Origin of the sequence: Pantoea sp. Sc1 (assembly GCF_000255315.1) — a bacterium.
In the GTDB taxonomy this organism is placed as follows: domain Bacteria; phylum Pseudomonadota; class Gammaproteobacteria; order Enterobacterales; family Enterobacteriaceae; genus Pantoea; species Pantoea anthophila.
In genome coordinates, this window is the sequence record NZ_AJFP01000001.1 from 1586141 (window position 1) to 1599428 (window position 13288).

12 protein-coding genes are annotated in these 13288 nt (G+C 58.7%); 8 read left to right on the top strand and 4 right to left on the bottom strand.

All coding sequences use genetic code 11. The features are described from left to right. Window positions 1-161 precede the first annotated feature (161 nt). Entirely contained in the window at window positions 162-989 is an 828-nt protein-coding gene (locus tag S7A_RS07300; RefSeq protein WP_009089320.1) for an NAD-dependent epimerase/dehydratase family protein, read from the top strand. A 163-nt stretch (window positions 990-1152) separates the two neighbouring features. Here the strand turns inward: S7A_RS07300 and S7A_RS07305 are convergent, their stop codons facing one another. From S7A_RS07305 to puuD, 3 genes are read right to left on the bottom strand one after another with little or no spacing between them, the layout of a single operon-like run. Next, entirely contained in the window at window positions 1153-2430 is a 1278-nt protein-coding gene (locus S7A_RS07305) for an FAD-binding oxidoreductase (protein ID WP_009089322.1), read from the bottom strand. A gap of 19 nt (window positions 2431-2449) precedes the next feature. Next, the gene (gene puuR, locus S7A_RS07310; protein ID WP_009089325.1) at window positions 2450-3007 is read right to left on the bottom strand and encodes an HTH-type transcriptional regulator PuuR; all 558 of its coding nucleotides are present in this window, start codon (window positions 3005-3007) and stop codon (window positions 2450-2452) included. Further along, a complete protein-coding gene (gene puuD, locus S7A_RS07315) occupies window positions 3000-3764 on the bottom strand; it encodes a gamma-glutamyl-gamma-aminobutyrate hydrolase (protein ID WP_009089326.1) in 765 nt (254 codons plus the stop codon). Before puuD ends, puuR begins: the two co-directional genes overlap by 8 nt. 201 nt (window positions 3765-3965) lie before the next feature. Here puuD and S7A_RS07320 point away from each other — a divergent pair, with 201 nt between their 5' ends. Together S7A_RS07320 and S7A_RS07325 are read left to right on the top strand one after the other, a co-directional pair. Continuing rightward, window positions 3966-5384: a glutamine synthetase family protein gene (locus S7A_RS07320; RefSeq protein WP_181161925.1), complete on the top strand. Its 1419-nt coding sequence runs from the start codon at window positions 3966-3968 to the stop codon at window positions 5382-5384. 403 nt (window positions 5385-5787) lie between these two features. After that, entirely contained in the window at window positions 5788-7146 is a 1359-nt protein-coding gene (locus S7A_RS07325) for an APC family permease (protein ID WP_009089331.1), read from the top strand. Window positions 7147-7196: 50 nt separating this feature from the next. On the opposite strand, the gene ygbI is transcribed toward S7A_RS07325, so the two are convergent. After that, window positions 7197-7958 (bottom strand): DNA-binding transcriptional repressor YgbI, encoded by a 762-nt coding sequence (gene ygbI / locus S7A_RS07330; protein ID WP_009089333.1) that lies wholly within the window; start codon window positions 7956-7958, stop codon window positions 7197-7199. A 253-nt stretch (window positions 7959-8211) separates the two neighbouring features. Between ygbI and ltnD the strand changes: the two genes are divergently transcribed. From ltnD to S7A_RS07355, 5 genes are all read left to right on the top strand, one after another. Then, entirely contained in the window at window positions 8212-9117 is a 906-nt protein-coding gene (gene ltnD, locus S7A_RS07335) for an L-threonate dehydrogenase (RefSeq protein ID WP_033736190.1), read from the top strand. Next, window positions 9117-10379, top strand: a complete 1263-nt coding sequence (gene otnK, locus S7A_RS07340; protein WP_009089338.1) for a 3-oxo-tetronate kinase — start codon at window positions 9117-9119, stop codon at window positions 10377-10379. The genes ltnD and otnK overlap by 1 nt, the downstream gene beginning before the upstream one ends. Beyond that, entirely contained in the window at window positions 10372-11016 is a 645-nt protein-coding gene (locus S7A_RS07345; protein ID WP_009089340.1) for an aldolase, read from the top strand. Before otnK ends, S7A_RS07345 begins: the two co-directional genes overlap by 8 nt. Next, the gene (locus tag S7A_RS07350) at window positions 11016-11801 is read left to right on the top strand and encodes an HPr family phosphocarrier protein (RefSeq protein ID WP_009089342.1); all 786 of its coding nucleotides are present in this window, start codon (window positions 11016-11018) and stop codon (window positions 11799-11801) included. The genes S7A_RS07345 and S7A_RS07350 overlap by 1 nt, the downstream gene beginning before the upstream one ends. Before the next feature lie 126 nt (window positions 11802-11927). Then, window positions 11928-13283, top strand: coding sequence for a GntP family transporter (locus S7A_RS07355; protein ID WP_009089343.1), 1356 nt, complete (start codon window positions 11928-11930; stop codon window positions 13281-13283). Window positions 13284-13288: the final 5 nt, after the last annotated feature.

A 13288-nucleotide genomic window follows, 5' to 3' on the forward strand; every position in this document is an offset into this window, starting at 1 on the left:
TGAGTATTCATTTGTGGGGTTTAACCTAGCGAAGATGCGTGCCGTTGGCAACACTTTTTTATAGACCCGGTTCGGAAAGCACTGAAACAGGTTGTCCTGGTTTGCAATCCGGGGGCAAACTACGGTGAAGTCAGGGTGGATGTTTTACGTCAGGAGTCAATATGAAGAAGGTCGCGATTGTGGGACTGGGCTGGTTGGGCATGCCGCTGGCCACGGCGTTAACGGCGCGGGGCTGGCAGGTGACAGGCAGTAAAACTACGCCGGACGGTGTTGAGGCGGCCCGCCGCTGCGGCATTGAGGCCTTTCAGCTGGAGCTGACGCCTGAACTGGTGTGTGATGCCGCCGATATCGAACCGCTGTTCAATGTTGATGCGCTGATCGTGACGCTGCCCGCCAGCCGCACCGCAGAAGGGGGCGAGGCCTATCTGCAGGCGGTGCAGAATGTGGTCGACACCGCGCTGGTTTACAGGGTGCCACGCATTATCTTTACCAGCTCCACCTCTGTGTATGGCAGCAGCTCCGGGCCTAAGCGGGAAAACAGTCCGCTGACCGCCGAAACTGTCGCCGGAAAGACGCTGGTGAAACTGGAAAACTGGCTGCACGATCTGCCTGGCACCAGCGTCGATGTTGTGCGTCTGGCGGGGCTGGTCGGGCCCAAACGCCATCCGGGACGCTTCCTGGCGGGGAAACAGGATGTGGCAAATGGTTCGCAGGGCGTCAATCTGGTGCACCTCGATGATGTGGTTGAGGCGATTACGCTGCTGCTGCAGTCGCCAAAAGGAGGCCGGACCTATAACCTCTGTGCGCCTAAGCACCCCTCACGCGACACCTTTTACCCGGCGGTGACGCGCCAGCTTGGGCTGCAGCCGCCTCAGTTCGCGCCAGAGGCAGTGAAAGAGAGCGGTAAGCTGATTGACGGGTCGCGTATCTGCAGCGAGCTGGGGTTTGAATATCGCTATGACGATCCGGTGAAGATGCCGCTGGAGTAAGGCGCTGAACACCGTTTTGCGGGAGCCGACTGCTCCCGCTGCATCTTCTCCTGTTCTGACTGTGTGTTAGTTACAACATACTGTTGGCGGGATTCTGGGGTAAACCGTGCCCGTCTGAAATCCGGTAGTTCAGTCGGGCAGGCAGCAGTGACCGTCACTTACCTCATACCCCCAGCCGATCCCGCAGCGCATACCACACCGCGCCCATCGCTGTCAGTGGCACCTTAAAGCGTCTGCCGCCGGGGAAGGGCAGATGGGGCAGACGGGCAAAGGCGTCAAAACGCTCAGCATCGCCGCGTAAAACTTCACTGATCAGCTTGCCGGACAGATGGGTACAGGTGACGCCATGACCGCTGTCACCTTGCATGAAATAGACATTGTTCTCCAGCCGGCCAAACTGCGGCATGCGCGAGAGCGTCAGCAGGAAATTGCCGCTCCAGCTAAAGTCCAGCCTGACGTTTTGCAACTGAGGGAAGGTGCGGCGCAGTTTGGGACGGATCAACGCTTCAATGTCTGCCGGTTCCCGTGCCCCATAGACCACGCCGCCGCCATAGAGCAGCCGGTTATCCGCGGTCAGACGAAAATAATCCAGCAGGTAGTTACAATCTTCCACGCAGTAGTTGTTAGGCAGCAGCGACAACGCCTGATCGGGTGAAAGCGGCTCGGTAACCACAATCTGTGAACCACACGGCATGCTTTTCCTGCTCAGTCGCGGCTCAAGCTGCGGCGAGAGATAGGCGTTACCGGCGAAGATGACAAAGGTGGCGCTGACCTTACCGTGGGCGGTTTTTACCCGATTCGGTGAGCCATAAACCACCTTCAGGGCCGCAGACTGTTCGTAGATGCGCCCGCCATGTCGCCGTATCGCTTCCGCTTCGCCCAGCGCCAGGTTCAGGGGGTGCAGATGGCCGCCACGCCGGTCCAGCAGCCCGCCGACATAACGTTCGGTCGCCACTTCGCGGCGGATCCCCCGTTCATCGAGCAGCTCCAGTTCGTGATTGCCATACTGCTGCCACAGGGTTTTCTGTTTCTGCAGATGTGCCATCTGGCGTGTATTCAGGGCGGCAAAGATCCCGCCAGGCCGGTAATCGCAGTCAATCGCGTAACGATCAATGCGATCGCGGATGATCGCCGCACCCTCAAACATCATGCTGCCCAGCATGCGTGCGCTCTCTTTGCCATAGCGCTGCTCAATCACATCCACGTCGCGGCTGTAGGAGTTGACCACCTGGCCGCCGTTACGTCCGCTGGCACCAAAGCCGATGCGTGCGGCTTCCAGCACGACCACGTCATACCCAACTTCGGTCAGATGCAGCGCCGCAGAGAGGCCGGTAAAGCCGCCGCCAATAATGCAGACGTCACACTGGATGCTCTCCTGCAACGTCGGCCAGGGTTCATGGGCATTGGCGGTTGCCGCGTAATAACTCTCCACATAATTCATAACAACCTCCTGAATGCGCCTAAAAGTTAGCGGGCGTGTGGGCACTGACGATGCGACAGGGGATATCGGCACTGTTGGTGAAGCTGTGCGGTAAGCCGGTATCAATCACATAACTCTCTCCGGCGGAGAGATGAAAGCGCTGCCCGTTGATCATCAGGATAATTTCACCCTCCAGCAGCGTACCGGTCTCTTCACCAGGATGACGCAGCTTCTCACCGGTACTGGCACCGGGCTGGTAAGTTTCCAGCAGCATCCCCAGCGAACGCTGGGCTTTTCCGTTGTCGATCAGTTTCAGCGAGACCCCCTGACTGCCAATCTCCAGCAGTTCGCCGGGCCGGACGATAATTTTCGGCTCAGCATCCGGCCTGGGATCGGAGAAAAACTCCGACAGGGAGAGGCCATAGACCTTCAGCAGTTTCTGCAGGGTGCTGACCGCCGGGCTGACCTTATCCTGTTCGATGGTGCTGATTGCGCTGTGGGTCAATCCGGCCAGCTCAGCCACGCGGCGCTGCGACAGCCCCAGCGTCTGCCGGATCTCCGCCAGCCGCCGTCCCGGTGCCAGCGTGGCATCACTCATCGTCTTTTCCCCTGTGATAACGAATGGCAGCCTGAATAAATCCGCTGAACAGCGCGTGCGAGCCCGGCGTCGTTTCCGGCTGCCATTCGGGATGCCACTGCACCGCCAGGGCGAAAGGGTGATGACGCAGGCTCACGGCTTCGACCAGACCATCGGCTGCGCGCGCTTCGATGCGCAGCTGCGGTCCCGGCTCGCGGATGCCCTGATGATGCAGAGAATTGACCTCCAGGGTGCAGTCGGCAAACAGGGTCGCCAGCACGCCATCCGGTTCGACGGTCACCTGATGCACCGGCGCATACTGCTCAGCCAGGGGGCGCGTCTCATCTTCATGATGACGCTGAACGTCAGGCCGGGCGCTGAGATCCCGCCACAGGCTGCCGCCATTCGCCACCACCAGCTCCTGCAGTCCCCGGCAGATGCCAAACATCGGCATTTTGTGGCTGGTGGCCCAGGTGATCAGCTGAAAGGCGAGGCGGTCACGACCCGGATCGGCGTGCGGCTCCTCACCGGCCTCGCCATAGTGCCAGGGTTCGATATTGCTGGGACTGCCGGTCAGCAGCAGACCATCCAGCACAGCCATAGCGTTTTCTAATAGATGAGGGGCGTTAATCAGACTGTGGGGCAGGGCGAGCGGTACGGCTCCCGCCTGAACGAGTGCATCGCAATATTTGTTGTGCACCGTCTGAGTCGGATGACCGCCGGTATCCTTCTGGCACATCACTACGCCAATCAACGGCTTGTCAAAAATAATGCCCATCTCACGTCCTCGCTTCGCTGTTCGAAATATCTACCGAAAGGGCACGTCTGGCGGTTAAGTGTTCAATATTTTTTCAATCTAGCAATCTGCTGTTTGTTCTTCAAACAGATTTGTTACATTTGCACACTTTTTATGTTGGCGCTATGTTAGTGGTGTGGCCGTTATTTTGAGCATTACGCAAACCTTATAGGGGCGGGTGAGATCATGACTAACCTGGTAGAAGTGGAAGACTTCACGCTTCACAGTGAAGAGAAACGAACCAGCGCGTTCCAGCTTGAGGTGAAAACCTGGCTGGAGCGCCATCCTGAAACGCAGTATGTCGACATCCTGTTAAATGATTTAAATGGTGTGTTTCGCGGCAAGCGCATTCCGGTCTCCGCGCTGCCCAAGCTGGAAAAAGGGTGTTATTTCCCCGCCTCGGTATTTGCCATGGATATCCTCGGCAATACGGTGGAAGAAGCGGGACTTGGCCAGTCACTGGGCGAACCCGACAATCTCTGCCTGCCGGTCAGCGGCACCTTGGTTCCCTCCGCCTCCGATCCTCAACACATTGCACAGCTACTGTTAACCATGTGCAACCAAGATGGCACTCCCTTTGACGTTGAACCCCGAAATGTCCTCAACCGGCTGTGGCAACAGCTGCGCAACCGAGGCCTTTTTCCGGTGGTAGCGGTAGAGCTGGAGTTCTATCTGGTTGACAAAAAGCGCGATGCTGAAGGGTTTATCCAGCCGCCCTGTGCGCCGGGCAGTGATGAACGCAACATGCAGAGCCAGGTTTATTCGGTTGATAACCTCGATCACTTTGCGGATGTGCTGCGTGATATCGACGATCTGGCGCGTCAGCAGGGGATACCGGCCGATGGCGCACTGGCTGAAGCCTCGCCCGGACAGTTTGAAATCAACCTGCATCATACCCGCGACGTGCTGCGCGCCTGCGACCATGCGGTGCAGCTTAAGCGGCTGATCCGGCAGGTGGCGGAGAACCACGGTATGACCGCCACCTTTATGGCTAAGCCCTATGAAGAGTATGCGGGCAGCGGGATGCATGTGCACATCAGCATGCTGGATGCCGCCGATCATAACGCCTTCGCCTGTGACGACGGCAGTGATTCGCCGCTGATGAAGCGGGCGCTGGCTGGCATGATCGACCTGATGCCGGCGTCGATGGCACTGCTGGCGCCCAACGTGAATGCCTATCGCCGCTTTGTGCCGGATGCGTATGTGCCGTTACAGGCCTCATGGGGCCATAACAATCGCACCGTCGCGCTGCGTGTGCCGTGTGGAGATATCGACAATCATCGCATTGAGTATCGGGTGGCGGGGGCGGATGCCAACCCCTATCTGGTGGTTTCTGCTATTCTTGCCGGTATGCTGCACGGACTGGATACGCAACTGCCGCTGCCGCAGCCGGTGACCGGCAACGGGCATCATGCGGAAGGGCTGGCCCTGCCGATCCGGCAGAGCGATGCCCTGTATGAATTTGACAGCAGCTATCCGCTGCAGAAGTTACTCGGCGAACGCTTTGCCAGCGTCTGGCACAGCTGCAAACACCATGAGCTGATGCAGTTTGAACGGCTGATCACCGCCACGGAAATTGACTGGATGCTGAAAAATGCCTGACCGGGGCGTTAATCGCTAATCTGAATTGCTTTTTTTGCTTATGATGCCCCGACGGCTTGAATTTCTGCCCGTGGTTGGGCAGAATACGCGGCCTGCAAAATCAGACGATAACCGACGCTTTAAGCGCCGGTTATTTTTTTTGCATTCAGTTTTAACAGAGCATTTTTGCTGACTTAACCGAGGCCGGGCACGCACCCGGATAGATAAACACTGAAAACACGCACACGCGTGAGATTGAGGATTACAAAGATGGGGATGTTTACCACACTGCCAGTCAATGCTGGCACGCGTTTTCGTGATGATTACGGCGCCGCGTTAACCGCTAACCCTACTCCCTGTCGCTTGATGCGCAGTTGCCCTGTGACCCAGCCCAGCCAGGTTGTCGCACATGGGGGACTGAAGCATGTCGCTTAATACCTCCGCCGCACCGCAGCGTGCGCAACTCAAAAAAACGCTAACGTTACTTCCGGTCGTCATGATGGGCTTAGCCTACATGCAGCCTATGACCCTGTTCGATACATTTGGTATTGTTTCTGGTCTGACCGATGGTCACGTTGCCACTGCTTATGCTTTCGCGCTGATTGCGATTCTGTTCACTGCCGTGAGCTACGGTAAGCTGGTACGCCGCTTCCCCTCTGCGGGCTCCGCTTATACCTACGCTCAGAAGGCAATCAGTCCGCACGTCGGTTTTATGGTTGGCTGGTCATCTCTGCTGGACTACCTGTTCATGCCGATGATCAACATCCTGCTGGCAAAAAATTACTTTGAGTCGCTGGTGCCCGGCATCCCGTCGTGGATTTTTGTGGTACTGCTGGTCGGTTTCATGACGCTCTCTAACCTGAAGGGCATCAAAACTGTCGCCAACTTCAACAGCGTCATTGTGGTGCTGCAGGTTGTTGTTATGCTCGGTATCACCGGTATGGTGATCTACGGTGTGGCAAGCGGCGTGGGTTCGGGCACTCTGGTGAGCAGCAGACCGTTCTGGTCTGAGAATGCGCACGTGGTGCCGATGATTACCGGTGCGACGATCCTCTGCTTCTCGTTCCTCGGCTTTGACGGCATCAGTTCGCTGTCGGAAGAGACCAAAGATGCAGAACGCACCATCCCGCGCGCGATTTTCCTGACGGCGCTGATCGGTGGTGTGATCTTTATCGCGGCATCCTATTTCCTGCAGCTCTACTTCCCGGACATCAGCCGTTTCCAGGACCCGGACTCGTCACAGCCTGAAATCATGCTGTTCGTCGCCGGTAAAGCGCTGCAGGTCGGCATCCTGATCTTCTCGGTGGTCACGGTGCTGGCATCCGGTATGGCGGCGCATGCGGGCGTTTCGCGCCTGATGTATGTCATGGGTCGTGATGGCGTGTTCCCGGAGCGTTTCTTCGGTTACATCCATCCAAAATGGCGTACCCCGTCGCTCAACGTGCTGCTGGTGGGCGCGATTGCGCTGATGGCGATTAACTTCGACCTGGTCACGGCGACGGCGCTGATCAACTTTGGTGCGCTGGTGGCGTTTACCTTTGTGAACCTGTCGGTGATCGCGCAGTTCTGGATCCGTGAGAAGCGTAACCGCACGCTGAAAGATCACGTTCAGTATCTGCTGCTGCCGCTGCTCGGTGCGCTGACGGTCGGTGCGCTGTGGGTGAACCTGGAAGAGAGTTCTATGGTGCTGGGCCTGATCTGGGCCGCCATCGGGATTATCTACCTGGCCTTCGTGACCCGCAGCTTCCGTAATCCGGTGCCGCAGTTCAGCGAAGAGATTTAATCGCGAAGACGTTGCCGCCTTTCCGGCTCTTCCGGGAAGGCGGCAATAACCTAACCTGCCAGTACCAGCTCCCAGCTCCCCGCCTTTAACTGTTCCAGCGCCGCTTCACTCAACTTTTTGTCGGTAATGATCTGATCAAACCTCTCCAGCGGCAACGCCAGAAACGTTGCTATCCGGCTGTACTTCGAACTGTCACTGAGCAGCACGCGCTTACTGCTCACCTCGCTGACCGCCTGCTTCACGGTGACCTTATCTTCATCGGGCGTAAACAGGCCTCGCGGCCCCCAGCAGGAGGCAGAGATAAACGCGATATCAATCGCCAGATGACGCAGGCTTCTTGCTGCCGATTCGCCGACGCAGGAGCGGTTTTCCCGGCAGACCGTTCCGCCGGTGTGGATCACTCTGCACTGACTGCCCTCCATCAACAGATTCGCGACCATGAAATCGTTGGTCACCACCAGTAAATCATCACGATCCACTACCTCTCTCGCCAGGGCCAGCATGGTGGTGCCGGCATCCAGATAGATGCAGCTATTGCGGGGAATGTGCCGGGCGGCGGTGCGGCCAATCGCATATTTCTCATCGTTAAAGAGGGTACTTTTGGTGAGATGTGAAGGCTCAGCCGCCAGCCGATCGGCAGTGCGTACGCCGCCGGAGACTGACAGCACCGCACCCTGTTCCTCCAGTTTCTGCACATCACGACGTATCGTCATGTGTGAGACTCCCAGCCGCTCCGTCAGCTCGGCGATGCTCACCACACCACGATCGGCCACCAAGGCAAGGATCTGTTGATGACGTTCAACCGGAATCATACCTGCTCCTGCTATTTACCATTTTTTCACATTGTAGTGTATTTCATGGTTTATCAGAACAGATAATCACAGGGTCAGGGCTGAGAGTATGTTCAGATTCCCAGACATAAAAGGGAAGCCCGACTGTGTTAAAAATTGTTCTCTGACGAAGCTGTGATGTTTTTTGTGAGACGTGACACATTTTCAGCCGCCGGATGCTGGCACGATTAACAGTAACAAACAAATAATCACTTAATTTAACAGGGGGCGTAACGTGCCAGCGAAGAACATCTGTGTTATCGGGTTAGGATCCATGGGCATGGGGGCTGCACAATCCTGCCTGCGCGCCGGTCTCAACACCTGGGGCGTCGATTTAAATCCGGCCGCACTTGAGACGTTGCGACGGGCAGGTGCGCGCGATGCGCAGCCCTCGGCATCTGCCTTTGCTGACCAGCTCGATGCTGTTTTGCTGCTGGTGGTCAATGCACAGCAGGTGAACGCGGTTCTGTTTGGTGAAAATGGCCTGGCGGCAAAGCTGCGTCCGGGGACCGTGGTGATGGTCTCATCCACGCTGTCAGCCAGCGACGCGCAGCAGATTGAGCAGCAGCTGGCGCAGCATCAGCTGCTGATGCTCGATGCACCGGTCTCCGGCGGGGCTGCCAAAGCGGCCAGCGGTGAGATGACGGTCATGGCGTCCGGCAGTGAGGCGGCGTTTAGCCAGCTGCAACCGGTACTGGATGCGGTCGCGGCCAAAGTCTATCGCGTGGGCAGTGAGATCGGGGCGGGCTCCACCGTCAAAATTATCCATCAGCTGCTGGCGGGCGTTCACATCGCGGTGGGGGCAGAAGCGATGGCGCTGGCGGCACGAGCCGGTATTCCGCTGGAAACGATGTATGAAGTGGTCACCAACGCTGCGGGTAATTCATGGATGTTCGAGAACCGTATGAAGCATGTGGTAGACGGTGACTACAGCCCGAAATCGGCTGTCGATATCTTTGTGAAAGATCTTAACCTGGTGGCCGACACCGCCAAAGCACTGCATTTTCCGCTGCCGCTGGCCTCCACCGCGCTTACTATGTTCACCGAAGCCAGCAACGCCGGTTATGGTCGTGAGGATGACAGCGCCGTGATCAAGATCTTCAGCGGCATAACGCTGCCGCAGGCGAAGGAGGAGGGATGATGCGTCTTGGTGCAATCGCAGATGATTTTACCGGTGCCACCGACATCGCCAGCTTTCTGGTGCAGAACGGGCTGAGCACCATTCAGTTCAACGGCATTCCCGGCGGTGAAATCGCCACCGATGCCCAGGCGATGGTGATCAGCCTGAAGAGTCGCTCCTGTCCGGCAGAGCAGGCGGTTGCTCAGTCGCTGGCTGCGCTGGCATGGTTACAGCAGCAGGGCTGCCAGCGCTTCTATTTTAAATATTGCTCCACCTTCGACAGCACCGCCCAGGGCAATATTGGTCCGGTGACCGATGCCCTGATGAAGGCGCTGGGTGAGACGCAGACCGTTATCTGTCCGGCTCTGCCGGTCAATGGCCGCACGGTCTATCAGGGCCATCTGTTTGTTGGTGACCAGCTGCTGTCGGAGTCGGGGATGCGTCATCATCCGGTTACGCCCATGCGCGAGAGCAACCTGCTGCGTCTGATGGCATCACAGGCGACGGGCAAAGCCGGACTGATCGCGGCGGCACAGGTCGACCAGGGCGCCGACTCCGTCCGGCAGGCGATGCATCAGCTGGCAGAGCAGGGCGTCAGCTACGTGGTGATCGACACGCTGCATCACCAGCATCTGCTGACGCTGGGCGCGGCCCTCAGCGATCTGCGGCTGGTGACCGGCGGTTCCGGGCTGGCTATCGGTCTGGCGCGGCAGTGGGCGAGAGCCGGGGCGGATGCTCAGGCAGAGCAGGCAGGGCGTCCGCAGGGTGGGCGCGCCGTGGTGTTGTCCGGCTCCTGTTCGCAGATGACCTGCCGGCAGGTCAGCCTCTATCGCCAGCAGGCACCGGCCTGCGAAGTGCAGGTCGAACCCTGCATGCAGAATTCAGATGACTATGCCCGCCAGCTCTGTGACTGGACGGAAGCCAATAGCCAGCACTCTCTGGCTCCGCTGCTTTATGCCACCACCGACGCACAGCAGCTGCAGGCGATCCAGCAGCGCTATGGTGCGCAGCGCAGCAGTGAGGCCGTTGAGCAGCTGTTTGCCGCCGTGACGCGGGAGCTGAAACGGCGCGGCTGGCAGCGCTTTATTGTGGCCGGGGGAGAAACCTCCGGTGTGGTGGCGCAGACGCTGGGCGTGACCGCCTTTCACATCGGCCCGACAATTTCGCCGGGCGTACCCTGGGTGCGTGATATCCACCAGCCGCTCTCTCTGGCACTGAAGTCGGGGAATTTTGGCGACGAAGACTTTTTCCGCCGCGCGCAAACGGAGTTTACCTATGACTGAATCTTTCTCTTTAACTGAGCAGCAGGCGCGTGATGAGATGGTGCGGCTGGGGGCCTCATTTTTTCAGCGCGGCTATGCCACCGGTTCGGCGGGCAACCTCTCCCTGCTGCTTGAAGACGGTAATCTGCTGGCGACGCCGACCGGCTCCTGCCTCGGCGAGTTACAGGCTGATCGGCTGGCAAAAGTGACGCCGGAGGGAGAGTGGCTCTCTGGCGACAAACCCTCCAAAGAGATCGCTTTCCACCGCGCGCTCTACCTGAATAATCCCGACTGCCGGGCGGTGGTGCATCTGCACAGCCACTACCTGACGGCGCTCTCCTGTCTGCAGGGGCTGGACACGGACAACTGTATCCGGCCGTTCACCCCCTATGTGGTGATGCGTGTCGGGGATGTGCCGGTCGTGCCCTACTATAAGCCCGGCGATGGGCGACTGGCGGAGGATCTGGCGCGGCTGGCCCCCCGCTATCGCGCCTTTTTGCTGGCGAATCATGGCCCGGTGGTGGTGGGAAAATCACTGCAGGAAGCCGCCGATAACACGGAAGAACTGGAAGAGACGGCCCGGTTAATCTTTACGCTGGGTGACCGGCCCATTCGTTATCTCAATGCTGCCGAAGTGGCGGAATTAAGGAGCCGATAATGCCAAAGTTTGCTGCTAACCTGACCACCCTGTTTACGGAACTGCCGTTCGCGGAGCGCTTCGCGGCGGCGGCTGATGCGGGCTTCCGCGCCGTAGAGTTTATGTTTCCCTATGACTATCCCGCCAGCCAGATCAAAACGTGGCTGGATGAGCATCAGCTACAGCTCGTGCTCTTCAATACTGCTCCCGGCAACGTCGCAGCGGGAGAGTGGGGCGTCATCGCTATTCCTGGCCGGGAAGCGGATGCCAGAGCAGACATCGATCGCGCCCTGAGCTATGCGCTGGCGCTGAACTGCCCGCAGGTGCATGTCATGGCGGCCACCGTGCCGCCGGGGGCTGACCGTCAGCGCTATGCCGACACCTTCATTCACAACATGCGTTATGCCGCGGAGCGCTTCGCGCCACACGGCATCAACCTGCTGATTGAAGCCCTGAATCCGACCACCAAACCGGGGTATCTCTACGCCAGCCAGTATCAGACGCTGGAGATGGCAGAACAGATCGATCGCCCTAACGTCTTTACTCAGCTCGACCTTTTCCACGCACAACGTGTGGATGGCAATCTCACGCACCTGATTCGTCACTATGCCGGGCGCTATGCCCACGTGCAGATCGCCTCAGCACCGGACCGTCATGAGCCGGATGAGGGTGAAATCTATTATCCGTATCTCTTCTCGCTGCTGGATGAAGTCGGCTATAGCGGCTGGGTGGGCTGCGAGTATATCCCGCGCGGTCGCACTAACGAGGGGCTGGGCTGGTTTTCGCCCTGGAAGATAAAAGCCTGATTTAACGCGCTGTAAAAAACCGGTGTTCCGGCACCGGCAGGGAGCGGCTTGCCCTTTTTCCGGCCCTGCACCTGCTCTTCCTGTACCCCGATAACCTAAAAAATATAACACTTTCTGAGGCTTACTATGTCCACCGCACTGCTGTTAGCCATAGCGACCGCCAGCATTGTGATCCTGCTGCTGCTGGTGATCAAAGCTAAAGTCCATCCGTTTGTCGCCCTGTTAATTGTCAGTCTGCTGGTGGCGATCGCCACGGGCATCCCGGCCGAAAAAATCATGGAGACGATTGTTACCGGTATGGGGGGGCTGCTCGGTCACATCACCATTATTATCGTTCTCGGTGCCATGCTCGGCGCGATCATAGAAGCCTCGGGGGGCGCCGAGTCGCTGGCGCAGCGTTTCAGTAAGACGCTGGGGTTAAAACGGACCGTGGCGGCCCTGACCATGGCGGCTTTTATCCTCGGAATCCCGGTCTTTTTTGAAGTAGGCTTCATCATTGTTATCCCGCTGATCTATGGATTTACCAAAGTGGCGCGGGTCTCACCCCTGAAGTTTGGCCTGCCGATGGCGGGCGTGATGCTGACGGTGCACGTGGCGCTGCCGACCCATCCCGGTGCCGCCGCCGCCGCGGGGATCCTGCACACCGACATGGGCTGGCTGATGATGCTGGGTATCGCCATTTCGATTCCGGTCGGGATCATCGGCTACTACGTGGCGAAGGTGATGAACCGTCGCCACTATCATCTTTCAGTGGACGTGCTCGAACAGCTGCAGATGGCAAAACCCGAGGGACAGGAAAAGAAGAATGAGCCCGCACCGCCTGGCGCGCTGACCATCAGCGGGCTGATTGTGGTGCCGATTGTCCTGATTGTGCTGGGCACGCTGTCCCACACCCTGATGGATGAGGGCAATCTGCTGCGGAGCGTGATGACCGTAATCGGTACCCCACCCATTGCTCTGCTGATTGCCCTGGGGCTGGCGGCCTGGCTGCTGGGGGTACGACGTGGCTGGAGCAAAGATAAGCTGGAAGACCTGACCGGCCGGGCGATCCCCACGTCTGCCAGTGTGATACTGGTGGCGGGTGCCGGTGGCGCTTTCGGCAAAGTGCTGGTGGAGTCGGGCGTCGGCAAAGCGCTGGCGGTCACGCTTGAAACGCTGCATCTGCCGCTGGTGCCTGCGGCGTTCATCCTGTCGCTGGCGCTGCGTGCGTCACAGGGCTCCGCCACCGTGGCGATCCTGACAACCAGCGGATTGCTGACGCAGGCGGTGACCGGCGTAACGGACATGCAGCGGGTACTGGTGACGCTGGCGGCCTGCTTTGGCGGGCTGGGACTGTCACATGTCAATGACGCAGGTTTCTGGGTGGTGACGCGCTATCTCGGGCTGTCAGTGGCTGACGGTCTGCGCACCTGGACGGTACTGACCACCTTAATGGGGCTGAGCGGTTTTGCCCTGACCTGGCTGGCGTGGACGCTGCTGTAATCCAC